Origin of the sequence: Pseudomonas sp. Eqa60, assembly GCF_018326405.1 — a bacterium.
GTDB lineage: Bacteria > Pseudomonadota > Gammaproteobacteria > Pseudomonadales > Pseudomonadaceae > Aquipseudomonas > Aquipseudomonas protegens.
In genome coordinates this window covers 4918045-4939917 of record NZ_AP024342.1, presented here as the reverse complement: position 1 = coordinate 4939917, position 21873 = coordinate 4918045, and the positions used below count along the sequence as shown (strand labels likewise).

The 21873-nt window shown below is 64.8% G+C and carries 23 protein-coding genes; 9 read left to right on the top strand and 14 right to left on the bottom strand.

Features of this window, described 5'->3' with window-relative positions:
• Nucleotides 1-274: 274 nt before the first annotated feature.
• The 5 genes from KI242_RS22100 to KI242_RS22080 form a co-directional block, all read right to left on the bottom strand.
• Entirely contained in the window at nt 275-1606 is a 1332-nt protein-coding gene (locus tag KI242_RS22100; protein ID WP_053153067.1) for a deoxyguanosinetriphosphate triphosphohydrolase, read from the bottom strand.
• Nucleotides 1607-1831: 225 nt separating this feature from the next.
• On the bottom strand, nt 1832-2995 hold the full coding sequence (locus KI242_RS22095; RefSeq protein ID WP_053153063.1) for an EAL domain-containing protein: 1164 nt from the start codon (nt 2993-2995) through the stop codon (nt 1832-1834).
• 125 nt (nt 2996-3120) lie between these two features.
• On the bottom strand, nt 3121-3462 hold the full coding sequence (locus tag KI242_RS22090; RefSeq protein WP_011062508.1) for a hypothetical protein: 342 nt from the start codon (nt 3460-3462) through the stop codon (nt 3121-3123).
• The gene (locus KI242_RS22085; RefSeq protein WP_011062507.1) at nt 3459-3848 is read right to left on the bottom strand and encodes a phage holin family protein; all 390 of its coding nucleotides are present in this window, start codon (nt 3846-3848) and stop codon (nt 3459-3461) included. Before KI242_RS22085 ends, KI242_RS22090 begins: the two co-directional genes overlap by 4 nt.
• A 1-nt stretch (nt 3849) precedes the next feature.
• Entirely contained in the window at nt 3850-4164 is a 315-nt protein-coding gene (locus KI242_RS22080) for a YqjD family protein (RefSeq protein WP_011062506.1), read from the bottom strand.
• A gap of 335 nt (nt 4165-4499) precedes the next feature.
• Between KI242_RS22080 and KI242_RS22075 the strand changes: the two genes are divergently transcribed.
• A complete protein-coding gene (locus tag KI242_RS22075) occupies nt 4500-5708 on the top strand; it encodes an ammonium transporter (RefSeq protein ID WP_011062505.1) in 1209 nt (402 codons plus the stop codon).
• Nucleotides 5709-5770: 62 nt separating this feature from the next.
• On the opposite strand, the gene KI242_RS22070 is transcribed toward KI242_RS22075, so the two are convergent.
• Nucleotides 5771-7726 (bottom strand): monovalent cation:proton antiporter family protein, encoded by a 1956-nt coding sequence (locus tag KI242_RS22070; RefSeq protein ID WP_212805579.1) that lies wholly within the window; start codon nt 7724-7726, stop codon nt 5771-5773.
• Between the two features lie 220 nt (nt 7727-7946).
• On the opposite strand from KI242_RS22070, the gene KI242_RS22065 reads away from it, so the two are divergent.
• The 6 genes from KI242_RS22065 (at nt 7947) to KI242_RS22040 (ending at nt 12245) form a co-directional block, all read left to right on the top strand.
• The gene (locus KI242_RS22065; protein ID WP_041119367.1) at nt 7947-9041 is read left to right on the top strand and encodes an acyltransferase; all 1095 of its coding nucleotides are present in this window, start codon (nt 7947-7949) and stop codon (nt 9039-9041) included.
• 36 nt (nt 9042-9077) lie between these two features.
• Nucleotides 9078-10049 carry an acyltransferase gene (locus KI242_RS22060; RefSeq protein ID WP_212805578.1) on the top strand — a complete coding sequence of 324 codons (972 nt, stop codon included), beginning with the start codon at nt 9078-9080 and terminating at the stop codon, nt 10047-10049.
• Nucleotides 10050-10118: 69 nt separating this feature from the next.
• The gene (locus KI242_RS22055; RefSeq protein WP_011062501.1) at nt 10119-10355 is read left to right on the top strand and encodes a glutaredoxin family protein; all 237 of its coding nucleotides are present in this window, start codon (nt 10119-10121) and stop codon (nt 10353-10355) included.
• 112 nt (nt 10356-10467) lie between these two features.
• Nucleotides 10468-10914 (top strand): S24 family peptidase, encoded by a 447-nt coding sequence (locus KI242_RS22050; protein ID WP_212805577.1) that lies wholly within the window; start codon nt 10468-10470, stop codon nt 10912-10914.
• Between the two features lie 40 nt (nt 10915-10954).
• On the top strand, nt 10955-11275 hold the full coding sequence (locus KI242_RS22045) for a hypothetical protein (protein WP_011062499.1): 321 nt from the start codon (nt 10955-10957) through the stop codon (nt 11273-11275).
• Between the two features lie 79 nt (nt 11276-11354).
• On the top strand, nt 11355-12245 hold the full coding sequence (locus tag KI242_RS22040; RefSeq protein ID WP_041119365.1) for a pseudouridine synthase: 891 nt from the start codon (nt 11355-11357) through the stop codon (nt 12243-12245).
• 72 nt (nt 12246-12317) lie between these two features.
• Here the strand turns inward: KI242_RS22040 and KI242_RS22035 are convergent, their stop codons facing one another.
• Entirely contained in the window at nt 12318-12539 is a 222-nt protein-coding gene (locus KI242_RS22035; RefSeq protein WP_015636515.1) for a YgdI/YgdR family lipoprotein, read from the bottom strand.
• Nucleotides 12540-12781: 242 nt separating this feature from the next.
• Between KI242_RS22035 and moaB the strand changes: the two genes are divergently transcribed.
• Both moaB and glp read left to right on the top strand, forming a co-directional pair.
• On the top strand, nt 12782-13321 hold the full coding sequence (gene moaB, locus KI242_RS22030) for a molybdenum cofactor biosynthesis protein B (RefSeq protein WP_015636514.1): 540 nt from the start codon (nt 12782-12784) through the stop codon (nt 13319-13321).
• A 22-nt stretch (nt 13322-13343) separates the two neighbouring features.
• The gene (glp, locus tag KI242_RS22025) at nt 13344-14531 is read left to right on the top strand and encodes a gephyrin-like molybdotransferase Glp (RefSeq protein ID WP_212806397.1); all 1188 of its coding nucleotides are present in this window, start codon (nt 13344-13346) and stop codon (nt 14529-14531) included.
• Between the two features lie 45 nt (nt 14532-14576).
• On the opposite strand, the gene KI242_RS22020 is transcribed toward glp, so the two are convergent.
• The 7 genes from KI242_RS22020 to KI242_RS21990 form a co-directional block, all read right to left on the bottom strand.
• Nucleotides 14577-14831, bottom strand: a complete 255-nt coding sequence (locus KI242_RS22020) for a hypothetical protein (protein ID WP_011062495.1) — start codon at nt 14829-14831, stop codon at nt 14577-14579.
• 127 nt (nt 14832-14958) lie between these two features.
• Complete coding sequence (locus KI242_RS22015) at nt 14959-15885, bottom strand: glycosyltransferase family 2 protein (protein WP_077934584.1); 927 nt, start codon at nt 15883-15885, stop codon at nt 14959-14961.
• A gap of 16 nt (nt 15886-15901) precedes the next feature.
• The gene (locus KI242_RS22010; RefSeq protein ID WP_019095070.1) at nt 15902-17317 is read right to left on the bottom strand and encodes a lipid II flippase MurJ; all 1416 of its coding nucleotides are present in this window, start codon (nt 17315-17317) and stop codon (nt 15902-15904) included.
• A gap of 9 nt (nt 17318-17326) precedes the next feature.
• Entirely contained in the window at nt 17327-18148 is an 822-nt protein-coding gene (locus KI242_RS22005; RefSeq protein WP_212805576.1) for an acyltransferase, read from the bottom strand.
• The gene (locus KI242_RS22000) at nt 18145-19563 is read right to left on the bottom strand and encodes an O-antigen ligase family protein (protein ID WP_212805575.1); all 1419 of its coding nucleotides are present in this window, start codon (nt 19561-19563) and stop codon (nt 18145-18147) included. Before KI242_RS22000 ends, KI242_RS22005 begins: the two co-directional genes overlap by 4 nt.
• A complete protein-coding gene (locus KI242_RS21995; RefSeq protein ID WP_212805574.1) occupies nt 19563-20663 on the bottom strand; it encodes a glycosyltransferase family 1 protein in 1101 nt (366 codons plus the stop codon). The genes KI242_RS22000 and KI242_RS21995 overlap by 1 nt, the downstream gene beginning before the upstream one ends.
• Entirely contained in the window at nt 20654-21871 is a 1218-nt protein-coding gene (locus KI242_RS21990; RefSeq protein ID WP_015636507.1) for a glycosyltransferase family 4 protein, read from the bottom strand. The genes KI242_RS21995 and KI242_RS21990 overlap by 10 nt, the downstream gene beginning before the upstream one ends.
• Nucleotides 21872-21873 lie beyond the last annotated feature (2 nt).

Genomic DNA, 21873 nt, shown 5'->3' with positions numbered 1-21873 from the left:
GTGTTTTCGGCTACTTGCTCTTTCTGTTTGAGTAGTTGCTCTATTGTTGTTCTTGTTTGATCGGGCTGTTGTTGCTAGGGGATCTCCTTAGATGTCTTGGTGGTAAGAATTCCGCACTGCACCCATAGTTTCTGGTGGTGTCGCGGGTAAAATTATCGACGTATAGAAAACTATATAGCGATACTCTGGCTAGGGGATTCCCTTAGTTGCAGATTGAATGTCGCAGGTCATATAAAGTGCCTGGCACGGTGGCCGGGCACTTGATGAATGACGGTTATTGCGGGCTGGAGCGCCCGGTCATTTCCCGGGCCATCTCACTGGCATAGCTGTCGGTCATGCCGGCGATGAAATCGATCATGCGCAGGAACGAGGTATGCAACGGCCAGTTCGGGTCCGGCGCGTTATTGCCCAGCAGATCGAGGATCCGCCGGTTCTTGAACGAGGGGGTCTTGCCGCCGTGCTGTTCCAGCGCCGCGCCGCAGAAGGAGTTCAGCAGGATCTCCAGGGTGGTGTAGGCGCCGATCTCGTGCAGGGTCTTGCGCTTGTCCTGGAAGATCTTGCGTCGCGCCACATCCTTGGCATTGAGTACGCAACGCTTGGCCGGACCATGCATGTGCTCCACCAGGTCGCCGTGCAGGGTGCCGGCCAGCAGGGCGTCCTGCTGTTCGACAAAGGCCCTGGCGGCGGCGTTGGTCAGGTGCTCGATGGCCTTGCCCCGCAGGATCGCCAGGCGTCGCCGGCGCGAATCGCTGGGGCCCAGCTGGCGATAGGTTTCCGGCAGGTCGTCGCCCACCAGGCCGAGTAGCAGCGCCTCGACTTCGGCGTACTCCAGCAGGTCCATCTCCAGGCCGTCCTCAAGGTCGATCAGGGCATAGCAGATGTCGTCCGCCGCTTCCATCAGGTACACCAGCGGGTGCCGGGCCCAGCGCTGGTCTTCCAGCTGGGGCAGGCCCAGCTTGTGGGCGATCTGTTCCAGCAGCGGCAGCTCGCTCTGGTAGCAGCCGAACTTGTGCTTCTTGTAGCCCAGGGAGTCGGCATGGCGCGCGGTCCAGGGGTACTTGAGGTAGGTGCCGAGGGTGGCGTAGGTGAGCCGGGTGCCGCCATCGAACTGGTGGTATTCGAGCTGGGTGAGCACCCGGAAGCCCTGGGCGTTGCCTTCGAAGTTGAGGAAGTCCTGGCGTTCGGCCTCGCTCATCGCATCCAGCCAGCCCCGCCCGGCGGCTTGCTGGAACCAGTGGCGGATGGCGTCTTCCCCGGAGTGGCCGAAGGGCGGGTTGCCGATGTCGTGGGCCAGGCAGGCCGATTGCACCACCATCCCCAGGTCGCTGGGCTCACACCAATCGGGCAGGGCGCTGCGCAGGGTCTCGCCGACGCGCATGCCCAGGGAACGACCGACACAGCTGACTTCCAGGGAGTGGGTCAGGCGGGTGTGGATATGGTCGTTGCTGGACACCGGGTGCACCTGGGTCTTGCGCCCCAGGCGGCGGAAGGCACCGGAGAAGATGATGCGGTCGTGGTCTTTGTGGAAAGGGCTACGGCCGAGTTCTTCCGGGCTGTGCACTGGCTTTGCGAGGCGTTCGCGGTTGAGCAGGGTCTGCCAATCCAAGGCGGGTCTCTCCGAAAAAAACTGAAGGGCAGAGCTTCCGGTTTCTCGAGCGTGGCCGCAAGAGGCGCATGGTCTGCGCTTGTGTCGACGCCTTCGCTGGCAAGCCAGCTCCTGCACGGAAATGACCTGGCCTGCGGCCCACCTGTAGAAGCCGGCTTGCCGGCGAAAGGGCCCGCAGTTCGTGCATCCATCGTGGCGCTGCGTTCGCCGGCAAACGGGACGGGGTTACAGGCCGGCCGCGTCGATGTCGATCAGCAGCAGGCGCTGGCCGTTGTCGAAAAACTGCCCGGCGGTCAGGCAATACTGGTTGCTGGTGGCGTCGCGGTAGGTGTTGGACAGGGTCAGGCGTCGCTCCTCCCAGCCTTCGGCCAGCAGGTGATAGAAGTACGGGCGCCAGGACCAGTTGTGGCCAACGTAGCTGCTGTCGGCCTGCCAGCTGTTGTGGCGCCATTCCAGGTTCGGGGTCAGTTGGGTGCCATGGCGGTCGCACTGATAGAAACGCAGCAGCCAGGGAAAGGCCTCGACCCGGGGCAGTTGGCTGATGGGCGCCTGGGCCTGGGCCCAGGCCTGCAGCAGGTTCATCAGTTCGGCCAGTTGCAGGCGCATGCGCATCAGCCGGTTGCGTTCGGCCAGCTTGTGCCGCACGTAGCGCTCGCGCAGGCGGGCGAAGGGCTGGACGAAGGCATCGCTGGGGTAAAACTGTTGCTCGGCCTGGGCAAACAGGAAGCCCTGTACATAGCGCGAGCCGCACTCCAGGGCGAAATCCAGTTCGGCTTCGGTTTCCACACCTTCGGCGATGATCCAGCAGCCGGTCTTCTCCGCCATCTGCGCCAGGGCCTTGACCACGTCGCTGCTGGGGCCACCCCGGGCCGCGGCCTGGAACAGGCGCATGTCGAGCTTGAGGATGTCCGGTTGCAGGGCCAGCACCCGGTCCAGTTGCGAGTAGCCGGCGCCGAAGTCGTCGATGGCGATCCGTGCCCCGGCCTGGCGATAGCGCGCCACCACTTCGCTGAGGCGTTGGCTGTTGCCCCCCAGTTCAGTGATCTCGAACACGATGCGCCGCGGGTCTACGCGGTTCTGCTGCAATTGCTTGAGGCTGGGCAAGGGCTGCCCGGGGCGCAGGCGGCTGATCCATCGGGGGGAAATGTTCAGGCTCAGGAACCAGTCCGCGGGTGCCTCGTGCAGGCGCCGCAGGGCGTCGTCGCGGATCAGCCGGTCAAGGCGGCGCAGGGCGCTGGAGGGGGTTCGAGGATCGGCGAACAGCGGCCCCACGGACGCCAGTTGGCCATTGTCCTGGCGCAGGCGGCCCAGGGCTTCGACCCCGGCGATACGCCCGGTGGCGGTGTCGATGAAGGGCTGGAAGCAGGCGAGCGGTTGCCCGTCGATCACAGGGCCTCCTTACAAGAGTCTGGGTGGAGTAGGGCCGTGGCTGACGGGTAGGCGGCCACGAACCGGCCCCTGGGTAAAGGGGCCGATCCGGGTTGCTTAGCAAGAATGCAGCCAGATAGCGCCGCTCAGGATTTGCGCGAGGAGCCTTGCATCACCAGCTTGATCAGCGGCACCAGCGTGGTGCCCAGGCGAACCAGGCGTGTGAGGCCGCCGGCACCGCCGCTCTTGGCACCCTTGCCGGTGATGAAGCCCAGGAGCGTCACCACTGCCACGCCCCAGAGCGGGGCGTGCTTGATGCCCAAGCCTTCCTGCCAGCTCTGCCCCAGGCCGCGGACCCGTTGCAGGGGTTGCAGCAGTTGCTGGGACTCGTGGCGGATTTCCTGGCGGTGCATTTCCATGCGCAGGCGGATCAGTACCTTGCGCATTTCCCGGCGTGAAGTGTTCTGCGGGACTTCAGGCAGTTTCATGGCAGGAGGCGCTCCCGATCATTGGCCAACTCTTCGAGGGTGGCGTGGAAAGGTGAGGATTCATCGAAGATCGCTGCCTTGAGGCGCAATCCGCAGAAGATCGCCGCCAGGGTGTAGAACACGCACAGGCCGATGATTCCAGCCAGGCGATAGCTGTCCCACAACAGGATCAGCACCAGTGCCGACAGCCCCACCAGCAACAGCAGGGCGAACACCAGGGCCAGCCCGGCGAACAGCAGCAGGCTCACGGTGCGTGCTTTCTGCTCCTGCAACTCGATGCCGAACAGCTCGACATGGCTGTGCAGCAGCCCCAGGACTGCCGCCCCCAGGCGCCGCGAAGACGCGCTCGGGCCGCTGCCGGACGAAGTGGATTCGCCGATAGCCATATCAGCGCCGCGTCGCCAGGAGGCCGATCAGGAAGCCCACGCCGGCAGCGATGCCCACCGATTGCCAAGGGTTGCTCTGCACATAGTCCTCGGCGGCGGTGACCGCTGCCTGGCCCCGCTGGCGCAGGGAGTCTTCGGTCAGTTGCAGGGTCTCCCGGGCCTTGAGCAGGCTGTCGTGGATCTGCTCGCGCAACTCGTCGGCCTGGTCGCCGGCCAGGGTCGCGGTGTGTTCCAGCAGACGCTCCGTGTCACTGACCAGTGCCTGAAAATCCGCCATCAGTACTTCTTGAGCCGTCTTTGCCGTTTTGCTGGCCATGGTTCCATCTCCGTTAGTTGCTTGTGTGAGCTATGAGTGTGAGCCCTGGGCGAAGGTTCACTGCAATTGTCTGGTACAGCTTTTGCTTTGTCCTGGTGCGCCAGGCCCCGGGCCTGCGCCGAAAACGAGCGAGGGTCGCGCTGTAGCCCGCGTAAACCCTGGCCAAGAAAACCATAACCTCAGGTCAGTCCTCACCCCGTGGTTTGTCGTGCCGCCCCCGGCGCGCCAAAACGGTTCACCGAATGCGTGCAATGGCGCGCCCGGGAGCCAACTTGGTGCAAGGAGCGGGGCGCCCTGCCAGGGAACGGCTGGCCGATTTCGGATCTGCCTACTCCATGGAAAATCTGCAAAGCGCTGTGGACACCCTGGTCCACGGTTCCAACACCCTGTTCATCCTGATCGGGGCGGTCATGGTCCTGGCCATGCACGCCGGCTTTGCCTTCCTCGAAGTCGGCACCGTCCGGCAGAAGAACCAGGTCAATGCGCTGTCGAAGATCCTCAGTGACTTCGCCGTCTCGACCCTGGCCTATTTCTTTATAGGCTATTGGATCTCCTACGGCGTGAGCTTCCTGCAACCGGCGGCGGTGATCAGTGCCGATCACGGCTACGGCCTGGTGAAGTTCTTCTTCCTGCTGACCTTCGCCGCGGCGATCCCGGCGATTATCTCCGGTGGCATCGCCGAGCGCGCGCGTTTTGTGCCGCAATTGTGCGCCACGGTGCTGATCGTGGCCTTTGTCTACCCGTTTTTCGAAGGGCTGGTGTGGAACGGCAACTTCGGGGTGCAGGCCTGGTTGCAGCAGCGCTTTGGTGCCGGCTTCCATGACTTTGCCGGCTCGGTGGTGGTGCACGCCATGGGAGGCTGGCTGGCCCTGGCCGCGGTGCTGTTGCTGGGGCCGCGCAATGGCCGCTACCGCGACGGCAAGCTGGTGGCGTTCGCGCCGTCGAGCATTCCGTTCCTGGCCCTGGGGTCGTGGATCCTGATTGTCGGCTGGTTCGGCTTCAACGTCATGAGCGCCCAGACCTTGCAGGGCGTCAGCGGGCTGGTGGCGGTGAACTCGCTGATGGCCATGGTGGGCGGTACGGTGGCGGCGCTGATCGTCGGCCGCAACGACCCCGGCTTCCTGCATAACGGCCCGCTGGCCGGGCTGGTGGCGATCTGCGCCGGCTCGGACCTGATGCACCCGGTGGGCGCCTTGATCACCGGTGCCATTGCCGGAGCGCTGTTCGTCTGGTGCTTCATCGCCGCGCAGAGCCAATGGAAGATCGACGACGTGCTCGGGGTCTGGCCGTTGCATGGCCTGTGCGGTGTATGGGGCGGCATTGCCTGCGGGATCTTTGGCCAGAGTGCCCTGGGCGGCCTGGGTGGGGTCAGCCTGGTCAGCCAGTTGATCGGCACCGGCCTCGGGGTGGCGGTGGCGCTGCTGGGCGGCCTGGCCGTGTATGGGGTGATCAAGGCGGTCTGCGGGCTGCGCCTGACCCAGGAACAGGAGTACTACGGCGCCGACCTGTCGCTGCACAAGATCGGCGCGGTGAGCCAGGACTGAGACGACGCCCCTGCTATTGATGACCCTGGGCGCTCGCCGCCCGGGGTTTGGTCTGGGTGGCTTCAACCGGCTTGCAGGCGTGCTTCGCAAGCCTCGATGGCCGCCTGCGGGCCGGACACCAGCACCCGGTCGCCGGCTTGCAGGCGCGGGCTGGGGTTCAGCGGCAGGTCGTTGCCATTGCGTTGCACCCCGCGTATATCCACGCCCAGTGCCTCCAGGCCCAACTCCTGCAATGGCCGGTTGCAGGCGTAGGCATCGGCGTCGAGGCTGACGGCGTGCATCTGCACCGCCGGCGGTTCGCGGTTGTCCTGGGCGCTGTTCTGGGTGCCGTGATAGAAGCCGTGCAACAGTTGGTAGCGGCTGTGGCGCACTTCATCCACGGTGCGCTGCACTCGCTGCTCCGGCAGGCCGAGCATGATCAGGGCATGGGAGGCGAGCATCAGGCTCGACTCCAGCAGTTCGGGCACCACTTCGTTGGCGCCGGCGGCCTTGAGTTCCGCCAACTGGCTGTCATCGCGGGTGCGCACCAGGATCGGCACCGTGCGGTCCAGGCGGCGCGCCGCCTTGAGCACCGTCAGCGCGATATCGCTCTTGTCCACTGCGATCACCAGCAGCCGCGCCCGTTCCAGGCCGACTGCGGCCAGGAGGTCGCCGCGCCGGCAGTCGCCGTAGTGCACGCATCTTTCTCCCGCAGACGCTTCCTGGACCCGCACCGGATCATCGTCCAGGGCGATGTAGCGCAGTTGCTCGTGGCGCAGGAAGCGGCCAATGGACTGGCCGACGCGGCCATACCCGCAAATCAGTACATGGCCTTGCAGCTCGGCGTTCTGCGCGCTGATTTCCTCCAGTTGCGCGGCCTGGTTGGGCTTGCGGTGCAGGCGGGCGGTGATGACCGGCGCCGCTCGCAGCAACAGCGGGGTTACCAGCATCGAGCAGAAGGTGGCGGCCAGCAGCAGGCTGCTGATGTCGGGCGGGATCATCTGGCTGAGCTGCATCTGCGCCATCAGGGCGAAGCAGAATTCACCGCCCTGGGCCAGGGCCAGGCCGCTGCGCCAGGCGGTTTCGCCATCGCTGCCGCGCAGCTTGAGCAGGGTCGCCACCACCGAACCCTTGATCAGCAGCAGGGCCAGGGTCAGGCCGGTGATCAGCAGGGCATGGTCGATGAACAGTTGCAGGTCGATGAGCATGCCGATGCTGACGAAGAACAGCCCCAGCAGAATGTCGCGGAACGGGCGGATGTCGGCCTCGATCTGATGCCGGTAATGGCTTTCCCCCAGCAGCATGCCGGCGAGGAAGGCCCCCAGGGCCGGTGACAGGCCCAGCAGGTGGGTGAGCCAGGCGGTGAGCAGGACGATCACCAGGGCCAGCAGCACAAAGAGTTCGGCGGAGTGCGAAGCGGCCACTTCATGGAACAGCCGCGGCAACAGCCAGCGGCTGGCCAGCAGCAGGCCGACGAACAGCACCACGGTCTTGCCCAGGGTCGCCGGCAGGGCCCAGTACCAGGCGTGCTCGCTGCTGCCGGCGAAGACCGGCACCAGGGTCAGCAACAGCACCGCCACCACGTCCTGGAACAGCAGCACGCCAATGGCGTTCTGCCCGTGGCTGCTGAAGATCTCGCCAAGGCTGGTCAGTTCCTTGCTGACGATGGCGGTGGAGGACAGGGCCAGCCCGGTACCGAGCATCAGCGCTGCGGTCAGGGGCATGCCGAACAGGGCCAGGAGGACCCCGAGGATCAAGCCGGTGCACAGCACTTGCAGGCTGCCCAGGCCAAACACCACGTGGCGCAGGGCAAGCATCTTCGACAAGGAGAACTCCAGGCCCAGGGAGAACAGCAGGAATACCACCCCCAGTTCCGCCAGGTCGGGCAGGTCCTCACTGTCGTTGACCCAGTCCAGCGCGGTGGGGCCGACCATCAGGCCCACCGACAGATAGCCCAGCACCGGGGGCAGGCTCAGGCGCCGGAACAACGCAATCACCACCAGCGAGGAGGCAAGAATGATCAGCAGATTGGCAAACAACGGGCATCTCCGGACAGGGGGCGGGCAAGGCAAAGCCTAGAGGCAAAAAAAGGCGCGAGGATTACCCGGGCCGCAGAGAGTGACGCTGATTCAGGTCATTGTTTGTCGAGAATGTCTCATATTCATGAGCCTTCGCTATGCTCAGAAATTGTCGATAAAGGCGGTGCCCGGGTGACGGGGTTATCCACAGGACCCTGCCAGTGAGGTGTCGGAGAGGTGTATGGAGCGTCTGTATTCACTGCAAGGGTTGCGGGGCGCCGCGGTGTTGGGCGTGGTGCTGTTCCACATGATGTCGGTGGAAATCAAGTATTCGGGCGGTGACATCCTGCTGCCGGTCATGCTGAATTTCTTCCAGCTCGGGGTCGACCTGTTCTTTGTCATCAGCGGCTTCGTGATGGTCATCGTCAGTCGTGGGCGCTTTCAGAAAACCGTCGAGACCCAGCGCTTCCTGTTCAACCGCCTGTCCCGGATTTACCCCACCTACTGGCTGTATTTCTTCATCACCCTGGGGGTGTATCTGTGGCAGCCGGCGCTGGTGAACAGCTCCCACGGCGGCTCCAACCTGTGGATGTCCTTCCTGCTGCTGCCCAATGACCGGGTGCTGCTGGTGATGGTGGCCTGGTCGCTGCTGTTCGAGCTGTGGTTCTACCTGATGTTCACCCTGTTCCTGTTCTTCAAGGAAAAGCGCCTGCCGCTGATCCTGCTGCTGTGGGCGGTGGCGCTGGTGGTGTTCAACCTGCTGCAGAACTGGCAGGACTATTCCCCGGCGCTGAAGATCATCCTCCATCCCTACGCCCTGGAGTTCATTGCCGGCAGTGCCCTGGCGCTGTTCTTCTACGGACCCCATAGCGCCAGGGTGCCGACGGCGCTGGTCTGGGTCGCGCTGGCGGCGGCTCTGCTGGTGGGGTTTCCGCTGATCTACGCCTACCAGCTGTTCTTCACCGAGGGCTTGCCGAGGATGCTCGCGGTGGGCCTGACCTTCGGTACCCTGACCCTGTCCCTGGCCTTGCTGGAGCGGCGGCAACTGATCCGTATGCCAGGGTTTCTTACAGCCACCGGTGATATGTCCTACACCATCTATCTATCCCACTTACTGGTGCTGGGGGTCGTCGGCCGGGCCTGGCAGGTGATCGGCGCCTGGCCCGAGAGCTATGTGGATAACCTGGCCTTCATCGTGCTGATGATGACGGCGGTGGTCTGCTATGGCTGGGTTGGCTATCACTTTTATGAAAAGCCGATCCTCGATCGTGCCACGGCCTACTGCAAGCGCCGGTTCAGTACCGCCCCCCGTCGCAAACACTACGATCCGGTGTAGTCGTCCGGTCCTTCCTGCTTACTCGGGTAGCCATCGATGCCGAAAGTGCTCAACGCAAACCTCGACGTGCTGAAAGTCCTGCTGGCGGTGATGGTGGTGGCGCTGCACTGCAAGCTGCTGGGGGGCAATTACACCTGGGTCGGCTACTTGCTGTGCAACGGCCTGTTCCGGGTGGCGGTGCCGACGTTCTTCATCATCAACGGCTACTACCTCTTCCAGACCCTGGAGAGCGGCCACTCCTTCGCCCAGTGGTTCAAGCGCGGCCTTCTGCTCTACCTGTTCTGGATGCTGGTCTACAGCCCGCAGTACATCGACCCGAGCACGATCGCCAGCCTGGGCGGGGTGCTGGGGGTCGTGAAGAAGCTGCTGATCGGCTATTTCCACCTCTGGTACCTAGTGGGCATGCTCGGCGGCGCAGCGATGCTGCTGGTGCTGCGTCGCTGGCGTTCAAGTGCGCTGATCGGCCTGGCCCTGACGGCGTTCCTCATCGGTCTGGGCCTGCAGTACGCGCGGGTCTACTACGAACTGCCCAACGGCTTTCTCCAGCACTTCAATCAGAACGACTACACCGCGCGCAATTTCCTGTTCATGGGCTTCCCGTTCATGGCCATCGGCTTTCTTTGTGCCCGGCATCGCTTGGCAGAGCGGCTCAGCCGGCGCGGGGTGTGCTGCTGGCTAGCGCTGGGGTTGGGGCTGATCCTGGCCGAGGCGGCGCTGAACTTCGCCCTGCGCGCCGATGTAGAGCAGAACTTCGACTTCCTCGCCTCATTGCTGGTTATTGCCCCGGCCCTGTTCCTGTTGCCCCAGGTGTACTTCCGGGCCTCCCACAGCAACTTCGCGGCCAAGCTGTCTTCGGCGGTGTATTACGTGCATCCCTGGTTCATCTTCGGCGCCTTGTCCCTGGGCATGGCCTATGGCAACGGCATGGCCGGGCTGGTCCTGCTGCTGGCCTTTGGCGTTGCGCCGCTGTTGATCATGGCCAGTCGCCGGGTCCGTTTCATTCTCTGAGGGCGCTTGGTCGACGGCTTTTTCTCTCGGGCCTAGAATAGGCACCTGTTCTTTTTTGGTTGCCCAGTCATGCCCCCTGAATGCCAATTGTTCGGCACCCTTGGATGCCACCTGTGCGAACTGGCCGAGGCCGAGCTGATGCCCCTGGTGGAACACGGCCTGATGGTCGAACTGGTGGATATCGCCGACAGCCAGCAACTGTTCGACAGCTACGGCCTGCGCATCCCGGTACTGCGCCGGGTGGATACCGGCGCCGAGCTGGGCTGGCCCTTCGACGCCGAGCAAGTGGTGGCCTTCCTGCGCTGATGCACCAGGGGGGGCGGGCAGGGTTTCCGCCCGTCGCTCATCGTGCGAATTCATTGGCGAGAGCTCTCGATTGGTTTACTGTATGCATATACAGCTATCGAGGAGTCTCGCCATGTCTCTCACTTTCCTGACCGGTACCGAACGCTCGCAACCGATGCCAGCCCGCTTTGCGCCGCAGGGTGACAGCGAGCCTGCCGCGTTGGCCGATGGCCCCAGCGGCAGCGGTTTTTCCCTCGACCGGACCCTGGGTCTGGGCGCGCCGCAGATCCATGGCCTGCTGGTGGACGATGACAACCTGCTGGGATTCGGCATCTACCCCGGTGACCGGTTGATCGTCGATCGCTCGGCCACTCCGGCGGTCGACCAGTACCTGGTGGTTCGGGCCCAGGGCGCCAGCGAATACTCGCTGCGCCTGCTGGCGCCCGATCCTCGTGGCGGCTTGCTGCTCAAGGCGGCGCGCCCTTCAATCCCCTCCATCGTTCTGGATGACCTGGGCTCGATCGAGATCTGGGGCGTGGTGTTGTGGGTGGTCAGTTATGTGGGGCGCAAGCAGCCCTGATGAGTGTGGTGGACGCTTCAAACCGTTAAAGGAATAGATGATGGTCAATGTCGAACAACTGAAAAACAGCGTGAACAGCATGCCCACCGATGTGGTGCGTGAAGCGGTGCTTGAGCTGCGCCTGGACGGGTTGGTCACCGAAGGCAAGACGCCCTTCAACAAGCTGCACTTCAACACCTGCTTTGCCGAGATCGAAGCCTTGTTCCAGCGTGCGGGCTACCACCGGCAACTGGACGTGGTGGGTTACCAGGGGCTGTTGTACGCCCTCTACGATCCGGGCCGCTGGGAGGCGGTGGATGTATTGCGCTGGCTCAAGGAGTTCACCGAGGCCGCGGCCCAGGCCAAGCAGTCCTGCGCCTGAAACCTCGGAAACTGTTCCTAGGTTCCTTGTGGCGGCTGTTGGATAATGCCGCCCTGCATTGATCCTTCGAGCTTTTTGTATGTCATCCGCACCTTTTTCCGCTGCACAGCATCAGGCCAGTACCCTGTACCTGCCCCCGGGCTCCTGGGCGACGGTGCTGGATTGCCTGTGTGATCACTTCAAGGCCATCAGCCGCGAGCAGTGGCTGGACCGTATCGCCCGTGGCCGGGTGCTGGACGGGCAGGGCCAGCCCATCAGTCTGGAGCTGGCCTATCGCGAAGGCTTGAGGATTCACTACTTTCGCGAGGTGCCGGATGAAAAGGTGATTCCGGTCGAGGAAACCATCCTCTACGCCGATGAGCATCTGGTGGTGGCGGACAAGCCGCACTTTCTGCCGGTGACCCCGGCAGGAGAGTACGTCGAGCAGACGTTGCTGCGGCGCTTGATCCGGCGCCTGGGCAACCCGCACCTGGTGCCCCTGCATCGTATCGACCGGCATACGGCTGGGCTGGTGCTGTTCTCCGCGAACCCAGACAGTCGCTCGGCCTATCAGGCGCTGTTTCCCACCCGCAAGATAGAAAAACGCTACGAGGCGATTGCCGCTGCCTTGCCGCAGTTGAACTTTCCGCTGCTGCACAAGAGCCGGCTGGTGGACGGTGAGCCCTTCTTCCGCATGCAAGAAGCGCAGGGGCCAAGCAATACCGAAACAGCCATCGAGGTCAGGGAGAAACACGGCGAGCTGTGGCGTTACGCCCTGTACCCGGTCACGGGCAAGAAGCACCAACTGCGGGTGCATATGAATGCCCTGGGAGCGGCGATCTGCAACGATCCCTTTTATCCCGAGGTGCTCAAGGACATCGAGGACGACTATGCCCGGCCGCTGAAGCTGCTGGCCCAGGGGCTGCGTTTCATCGACCCGTTGAGCGGGCAGGAACGCGAGTTCGAGAGCCGCATCAGCCTGCAGTGGTGAATACCCAGGCGCAGAAACAATAAAACCCGCACCAGGCGGGTTTTATTGTTTTCAGGTCGACAACCGTCAGGCTTACAGCTCTTTGACGGTACGGACCTGATCCTTGTTGATGCGAGTCTGCTTGCCGTCCAGCTGTTCAAACTCGTAGAAACCGGAATCCTTGTCGTATTTAGGGGTATCGACGGCCTGGATTTCGCGACCGTCATTCAAGGTGATCACTGTCGGCGAGGCGCAACCGGCGAGAGTGGCCAGGCCCAGTGCGAGCATGAGAGTGGCGAGGGTCCGTTGAGTCATTGTGTGTCTCCGAAATGAGTACTTTTGAGTGCTGGTCTTCAGACGTATACAACGTCTGCAAGTTCCTTGGCCAGGGACATTCTGCCACGTTGCCGGGCAGATCGCAGGCGTTCGCCGCGGCAGATTAGCCGAGTTCGCAGCAGCGTCTACCCACTGGGGGCTATTGCCGAGGCCACAGCGGCGGCAGGCCGGAGCGCTGTGATATAACAACGGGCTGTTTCTCCTACCTTTGGATCGAGCCTATGAAAGCCAAGGCTGATGTACCTTTTGCGCCGCTGAACATTGCGGTACTGACTGTCAGTGATACCCGCACCCTGGAAACCGACACCTCCGGGCAGGTCTTTGTCGAGCGCCTGGGCGCCGCCGGCCATCGTCTGGCGGCACGGGTGCTGCTCAAGGACGATCTGTACAAGATCCGCGCCCAGGTCGCGACCTGGATTGCCGACGACGTGGTGCAGGTGGTGCTGATCACCGGCGGTACCGGCTTCACTGGCCGTGACAGCACCCCGGAAGCCGTGGCCTGCCTGCTGGACAAGCAGGTCGACGGCTTTGGCGAACTGTTCCGGCAGATATCGGTCGCCGATATCGGCACCTCCACTGTGCAGTCCCGGGCACTGGCAGGCCTGGCCAATGGCACCCTGGTGTGCTGCCTGCCGGGTTCCACCAATGCGGTGCGCACCGGCTGGGACGGCATCCTCGCCGAACAGCTGGATTCGCGGCACCGGCCGTGCAATTTCGTTCCTCACCTGAAACAGGCGGCACCCTGTGAATCCCGCGGGTAAGCCGGGCAAGCAGGGCGCCCTGATGCCGGTGGAAGAGGCATTGGAGCGCCTGTTGGCGATGGCCGGTTCGGCCCCCATCCTCGAGCGTGAGCGCTTGCCGTTGGCGGCGGCTCAGGGCCGGGTGCTGGCCGAGGCGCTGATCTCCAGCCTGGACCTGCCGCCCTGGCCCAACAGCGCCATGGACGGTTACGCCCTGCGCCTGGAGGACTGGCGGGGGGAACCCCTGCCGGTCAGTCAGCGGATCTTTGCCGGTCAGGCGCCTGAGCCACTGCAGCCCGGGACCTGCGCGCGGATTTTCACCGGTGCGCCGGTGCCGGCCGGGGCGGACTGCGTCGAGATGCAGGAAAACGCCCAGGTCCAGGACGATCAGCGCGTGCTGTTTAGCGAACCTCTGCAACTGGGGCAGAACATTCGCCCTCAGGGCCAGGAAACTACGGTGGGCGAGCAGGTGCTCGCGGCTGGCACTCGCCTGGGACCGATCGAGCAAGGCCTGGCTGCCTCCCTGGGCTGCGCCGAGCTTGAAGTGGTGCGCCGGGTCCGGGTGGCGGTGCTGTCCACCGGTGACGAACTGGTGGAACCTGGCCAGCCCCTGGGGCCGGGCCAGATCTACAACAGTAACCGGGTGGTGCTGTGCAGTTGGTTGCAGCGCCTGGGCTGTGAGGTGCTGGATGCGGGAATCCTCCCTGACGATCTGGCCGCGACCCGCCAGCGCCTGGCGGAACTGGGGGAGGTCGACCTGATCCTGTCCACCGGTGGTGTCTCGGTGGGAGAGGCGGACTTCCTGGGCATCGCCCTGCGCGAAGAGGGCGAGTTGGCCCTGTGGAAGCTGGCGATCAAGCCCGGCAAGCCGTTGACCTTCGGCCATTTTCGTGGTGTGCCGGTGATCGGCCTGCCCGGCAATCCGGCATCGACCCTGGTGACCTTCGCCCTGCTGGCGCGCCCCTACCTGTTGCGTCGCCAGGGCGTACAGCAGGTGCAGCCCCTGAGCTTCCAGGTGCCGGCGGGTTTTGCCTGGCCCCAGCCCGGCAATCGCCGCGAATACCTGCGGGGGCGCCTGGAGAACGGGCAGGCGATTATCTACCGCAACCAGAGCTCGGGCGTGTTGCGCAGTGCGGCCTGGGCCGAAGGGCTGGTGGAGGTGCTTGAAGGGCGGACCCTGGTGCAGGGCGATCGGGTCAACTTCATTCCCCTGAGTGAAGTGCTGGATTGACCCCGGCAGCGCGGGCCCGGCTGCCACCGGCCCGCGCCGAGCGGTTTAACGCAGCAGCAACAGCAGCAACAGGCCGAAGCGGCTGTGCAAACCCCAGGTCACCAGGCCCGCCAGCAGTGCAGCGGCCAGTACCGCCCTGGCCAGGCGCTTGAGCCACGACAGGTGCCGACAATGACGCGGCAGCGGCTGCGAGGAAAGAGGCAGGTCGAGCTCCCGGGGGGAGCGGGTGGCCCCCCAGGGCTGGCCCTGCAGATGCTTGAGCGGTGATCGCGCTTGCGGATAAAACTCCTTGTCTTTCATGACGGTGCACTTCCTTGTATGAGGCGTCAGTGCCTGACATGCACAGTCACTGATTGGCCCCGCAGGGTCAATTCAGGTGATTCTCTTTCTTCGGTCAGAAAATTCACTTTAGGCCTGGGGGCTCGGTTCAGGCATAGGGGCTGTCCCAATAGCGCTTGTACATGCCGAGCTTTCTTTTCAGGCCCAGGGGCAGGTAGCGCTCCTGCTGGCTGAGTTTGTAGGCGAAGAGCTTCACCGCGTTGCGCAGCAGCGACCCGGGCCACTGCCCCAGGCGCCCGGGGCCGAGGAAGCGCAGTTCGGACTGGACGTAGCGCAGGCCTTCGCCACCGGCGCCACCGAAGGCTTGGCGGATCCAGGGTTCCCGGGCATGGAATACGCCAATGTCGAAGTAGCGGCGGAACTCTTCCTTGAGGCTGTAGTTATGGGAGTGGCGGCAGCAGGCGCTGCCTTCATAGGCAACCTTCCAGCCGGCCAGCAGCATCTTCGCGCCCACATACATGTCTTCGGACAGGATCACGTGGTTGGGAAAGCCGCCGACCTGCATCAGCGCCTCGCGCCGGTAGGCGGAAAACGAGTTGGACATGAAGGCGGTCTTGATCCCCAGTGCCGGCACATCGGCCAGGCTTTTCACCTGGGAAGTCGGCGGGTAGTTGAACAACCGCGCATGGTTGGCCAGGGGGCTGGCATCGAGGTGCGGCAACTGGCGACCGCATACTGCTCCCACTTGCGGGTCGGCGAAGGGCGCGACGATGCGGGCGAGACCTTCGGCATCCTCCAGGTAGGCATCCTGGGTCATGAACACATAGAGGTCGTAATCGGCGTAGCGCTCCACCATCAGTTGCCGGGTGCCGCCGTGGTTGAAGTCGCGGCTGTCGATGCGCAGCACATTGGCGCAGCGTGCCAGCGCCAGCTCGTAGGTGCCGTCGCTGGAGCTGGAGTCGACGATCAGGGTATCGAAGGGCGCGCTCTGGATTTCCAGAGAATCCAGCAGCCGCGCCAGGTCCTGGCAACCGTTGTAGGTGGGAATCACACAGGCCACGCGCAGTGTCGACATTGTCCAAGCCTCCGGTTCAGGTCAGGTTCTGGCGCCAGGGCCGCAGCCAGGCCGCGAGGATCAGCAACAGCAGCAGGCCGCAGGCGCTGCTCAGGCCCAGTTGCCACCAGATCGAGGTCAGCGGATGCAGGAACAGCGCCGCCAGGGCCATGCCACCCAGGCCGATCAGCCAATGACTGCGCCAAGGCACCAGCCCCAGCAACTGCTGGCGGCGCATCAGCAGCAGGCCGGTGAGGATCACCCCGCAGATCGCCGCCAGGGCGATGCCGATCAAACCGAGGAAATACGGCAGCGCCGCCAGCAGCAGGGCATTGAGCAGGCTACCGGCCAGTTCGCAATTGAGCGGCATTCGGGTGTCGCCGGCGGCATAGGCGTAGCGCGCCAGCAGGGCGTTCCAGGCGCCGAACATCAGCGGTACCGAGAACCAGGCCAAGAGCTCCGGCAAGGGGCTGTCCGCCGCTTGATTGGGCAGCAGCAGGTGCACCAGCGCGGCGGCGGCGCCAATCAGCCCGACCACCGCAGGAATGGTCAGCAGGGTGGCGCTGCTCAGGCCTTTGCGCAGCAGGTCCAGGCGTTGTTCGCCGGAGCTGCCGCTCATCAGCCCGAGCAGCACCTGGTTGAGGCTCATCAGGGCGATCAGCGGCAGGTTGATCAGCTTGCGTGCCAGGTTGATCCAGGTAACTGCCCCTTCACCCAGCAATGAGGCCGCCATGCGCTCCAGCAGGGCCAGGCCCTGGCTGGCGAGGTTGCTGCTCAGCAGCGGGCCGATGCGTTGCAGCAACTCGCGCCCGGCCCCGGGCGCGGCCTGCATGCGCCAGGGCCGCCAGCCATCGCGCAGCAGGCTCGGCAACAGCACTGTTGGCATCAGCAGGCTGCCGAGCACACAGGCCGCGGCCAGTCCGGTGGGGGTGGCGGCATGGTGCAGGCTCGCCAGGTAGATCACTGGCGGCAGGTTGAACAGCAGCGAGCCCAGGCCCGCCAGGACAAAGCGGGCGCGAGCCTGCAGAGGGACGCAGAACAGGCCGTGGAGAATGAACCCCGGCGCGCACCAGGCCAGCCAGTGCAGGCCGCCGCTGGCCAGGGCATAACCGTCGCTGCCCAGGCCGGGGCCGATCAGGCGTACCCATAGCGGCGCGCCGAGGCTCAGCAGCAGCGCCAGCAGCAGCCCACACAGCAACAGGCGGGGGGCCAGGGCACTGAGCCAGGCCTGTTGCTCCCCGGCCGAGCGCTGCTGGTACAGCGGCAGCGCGGCGGCGCTCAGCAGGCCCGCAGCCAGGGCCATGCGCAGAGCCTCGGGCAGGAACATCGCCACCAGGAAACCATCGCTCTGGCCACCGGCGCCCCAGGCCGCCACCAGCAGCCATTCCCGGGCAAAGCCGGCGGCCAGCCCGGTCAGGGTGGCCAGGGTCAACCACAGCGTCGCGCCGAACATGGGCCGGGCTTAGTGGAACAAAGTGAACAGGCCTTTGCCGCCCACTTTGTAGTTGAGGTTGCGGCAGCGCTCGCCCTTGATCGCCGCGTCCGGTCCGCTGACGATGGCGTAGGGCGGTACCGGCTTGGACACCACGGTCTGCCCGCCGACCACCGCGCCTTCGCCGATCTCGGCGCCAAACGACAGCAGGGCGCGGCTGGCGATCCAGGCGTAGTCATGGATGTAGATCGGCCCGCCTACCGCCCAGAATTCCGGCTCCTTGAGGTCGTGGCCACCGGCGATGATCAGCACATGGGAGGCGATGGTCACATGGTCGCCAATGATCAGCCCGCCCCGGGCGTCCAACTGGCAGTGCCAGGCCACGGTACTGTCCTGGCCGATGCGCAGGCTGTCGACACCCAGTACCTCGGTATTGCGCCACACCGTGGAGCCCTTGCCGATCTTCGCGCCGCCAAGGCGCAGCCAGAACAGGCGCAGGGTGTGGCTGGGGATCTTGCAGATGAGGATGTTGTAGATCTGCTCCCAGACCCGCAGCATGCGGTCGCGCAGGGTCGGCCAGTTGATTCCGTACATGGGAATCAGCGCCCCCTTGAGTTCGCGGCCCAGCAGTTTGTAGAAGCGCCGGGGCAGGGGCGGCTCGATCTTCGATTCGATGTTCAGGTAGCTGATGTAGGTCAGCACGTTGCCCTTGAGCGGTTGTTCGAACACGACTTCGTTCTCCAGCATCCACTGATAGGCCGCCTCCAGTTCTGCAAGGCTCACCCCCATTTTCTGCGCATAGTCAGGCAAGGCCTGTTTCAGGTTCTGCGAGTGGAAGAGGCGATGTTTCATGGCTGGATTCCTGAGGGTGGGGAGTCTGGAGTAACCCTGGGCGCCGCAGCGCCGGCCTTGAGTCGCAGGCGTCTGGCTTCATGCAGGTTCAGGCCCAGCAGCAGCCAGAACAGGGCGATCAACACCTGGGTGAAGCTGAAGTAATGGTCGAACAGGCCGCTGATCAGTGCGGCGCTGAGGCCGGCGCCGCTGCCCAGCCAGAGGGCGTTGTCCCGATTCAACTGGATGGCCACCCCGGGAACCCGGGTTTCCCGCCACCAGCTCCAGATCACCGCGACGAACAGCAGCATGCCGGGCACGCCGATCTTGTAGATGTAGTTCAGCCACAGGTTGGAAATCCCCCACAGGCCGGTGCCGGGCACGGGTGGGTCGACCTTGAAGCCGATGCCGAAGGGGAACATCGCCATGGCGGCGGGGAAGTGCGAGTACTCGTCGACCCGCACGCTGGTGCTGGCATCGTTGGAGGTGAACAGGGTCAGCAGGCGGTCCTGCAAGGGCGGATAGGACATCAGCAGCAAGGCCCCGAGAACGAAGCCACCCATCAGCATGCGCCCGGTGTAGGGCACCCGCTGGCGGGCCATCCAGATCAGCACGATCAGCAGGCTGAGCAAGGCTCCGCGAGAACCGGAGAGCAGCAACCCGGCGGCCCCCAGCAAGGCCACCGCCAGGCCGAGGTTACGCTTCCAGCCGCTGCGGGTCAGGCCGAAACAGAAGGCCAGGGGCAGTAGCAGGGCCATGGCGCCGCCGGTGACGTTGGGGTGCATCCACGGCGAGCCCATGCGATTGGCCAGGGCGCTGAGGCTGTCGCCCAGTACCGCGATGCCGCCGTAGCCGAGCTTTTCGAGGATCGGGGTCATGGCCGTGGCGCTGCCGTTCTTCAGAAACACCGGGATCGACAGCAGCAGGAGCAGCAGGGTCCCCAGCAACAGGCCACAGACCAGTTGCTCCCGGGCCTTGGCTTGCTGCAACAGGCGTCGGACCAGAAACAGCGCCGAGAGGTTGAGCAACCAGCGGACCCAGTTCACCGGGCCATTGCCATCGGCGTTCACCGTCACCTGGCCGATGATGAAGGGCAGGGCACTGAAGGCCATCAGGGCCAGCAGCAGCTTCTCGGTACGCAGCAGCCTGGGTGGCCGGGGCAGGTTGGAGAACAGCCCCTGGGCCAGGATGCTGGCCCAGACCAACAGCAGCAGGGCTTCGGAGACGGTGGTGCGCAGGCCGATCTGCACCGTCGAATAGGGCAGGAAGGTCGCCAGTACCGCGAACAGCAGCAGCCCGCGCATGGGCTGGCGGACCACGGTCACCGCCGCTGCGATGCCGACCATCAGCACCAGCACCTTGAGTGCTGGCAGCAACCAGATCAGCACGCCGAAAACCAGGCCGAAGATCAGCGCCAGCGGCAGGGCGATGGGCATTACTTGAGCTCCTCGAGCAATTCATTGAAGCGCTGGCGATAGGCATCCTCGGCGTAGCCGGCCGCCCAGGCCTTGAGGGGGGCGGGGTCTTCCGGCGGGGCGCTGGCCAGTTGCACCATCAACTGGCTCAGCGCGGCGCTGTCGGTAGGCGAGAAGCGCGGGCTGCCCGCCGGGGTGATCTCGTCCAGGGCCGAGCCGCTGGCCACCGCCACCGGAGTGCCGACACTCAGGGCCTCGATCACCGGCAGGCCGAAGCCCTCGGCGTAGGAGGGCTGCCACAGGCGCTGGGCCTGGCGGTACACCCCATGCAACTGGCTGTCGCTGAGGTCGCTGAGAAAGTGCAGGCCATGCACGGCGCGCAGCTCGCTGGGCAGGTGTTCGGGGGCGCCGATCAGTACCAGTTCCGGCACATCCGGGGATTGCTGGCGTGCGGCCTGCCAGGCAGTGACGAACCAGGGAATGTTCTTGCGCGGCTCGCGGGTGCCCACCGCCAGCCAGTAGCGCTCGGGCAGTTGCAGGTCGCGGATGTCGGCGGGTTCGCCCTGGAAACCGGTAACCAGGTTGGGCAGCACCCGGACCTTGTCCCGGGCCTGGGGAAAGAGCTTCACCAGTTCGTCGGCGGTGTACTGCGAAGGTGTCCAGATGCGGTCCGCCTGCTTCACCGAGTGGCCGATGGAGAGCTTGTCGGTGAGGCCATAGACCCGCTCCTTGAGCCGCGAGCCATGGCTGTTGGTCAGGGTCAGTTGGAACAGGTCATGCAGTTGCAATACATAGCGCAGGTTCTTAGGTTTCCTGCCCAGGGGCAGGCCCATGTTGAAGTTGCAGATGTACAGCTCCACCTCGGCCTCACGCAGGGCCTCGGGCAGAAAACCGCCCTCGAAGCGCAGCCGGTTCGGCAGGCGATGCACCCCCTGCAGTGGTGCGCCCCACCTGGGGCAATGCACCCGGCGGCGCAGCGGATGGTCTTCCGGGGCGACGCCGAACAATTGCAGGCTGACCTGCGGATTGGCGCGCAGGGCGTCTTCCAGTGCCAGGTTCTGCCGGCCGATACCACTGTTGCTGTAGCCCGCGGCGGGGCGGTAATCCAGACCTATGCGCATACGGACACTTCTTCTTTGTCAGAGGGGAGTTGGTGATAGACCGCTTCGAGCTGGGCCGCGGCGGCGCTCCAGTCATGGTGGGCCAGCACGTAGTCGCGCCCGGCGGCGCCGATGCGTTGCAGGCGCTCGGGGTCGGCCAGGGCCTGGGCGAGAATCTGCGCCAGGGCCCCGGGGTCTTCGCTGCCCAGGTAATGCTGGCCGTTCTCTACCTGCAGCCCGGAGCTGCCCTGGGCCGTGGTAACTACCGGCAGGCCGGCGGCCATGGCCTCCAGGACCTTGAGCTTGGAGCCGCCGCCCTGGCGCAGCGGGGCGAAGAACAGCGCGGAGCGCCGTTGCAGGTCCCGCAGGTCGGGGACAAAACCCTGCCACTCGATGCGCGGGTCGGTCCAGCGCTGGCGGAAACTGTCCGGCAGGGCGTAGCCGCAGATGGCGAAGTGCACCTCGGGGTTGATGGCCCACAGGCGCGGCAGTATCTCTTCCAGGGCCCATTGCACCGCATCCAGGTTGGGGCTGTATTCGTAGTTGCCGATAAACAGCAGGCGCTGGCTGCCAAGGTCCGGTTGCACCGCGGCGTAGTGCCCGCAGTCCACGCCGTTGACCACCACCGCGGCCGGTTTGCCACTCAGCCGGGCCAGGGTCAGGGCGTCCTGTTCGGTCACCGCGATGACCCGGGCCGCCTGCTGGAACACCCGGCGTTCCCAGCGCCGGTAGCGCCATTGGTCGTAACGGGTAAAGGGTTTCGACCAGGCCGGCAGGCGGTCGTAGCTGGCGGCACCGAGGGCCGACTCGACGTTGTGTTCGGTGAGGATGAACGGGCGCTGCAATTGCTTGAGCGGCTGTTCGAAGGGCTGGAAGCTGTAGCTGTGCTCGATCTGGATCACGTCCCAGGGTTCCTCCAACAGCTCGCGAAAACGCTGTTGCAGCGGCGCGGCCAAACCGTTGACGTCGGCCAGCATGGGGTAGGGCGCGAACAGCACCGAGAACAGGGTCTTGAGGCTGCGCAACGGCCGCCGCGGCAGCACGATCAGGCGTTCCAGCCAGGGCTCCAGGGCCGCGCGGGTGGCGTCGTCCAACGGGGTTTTCGATTGCACCAGCAAGGTGATGCGGTGCCCGCGGGCGGCCAGGGCCCGCAGCAGGTGGTATTGCCGGGTCTTGCCGCCGCTGGTGGCGGGCCAGGGCAGGTAGGGCAGGGTCCAGAGGATTTTCATGC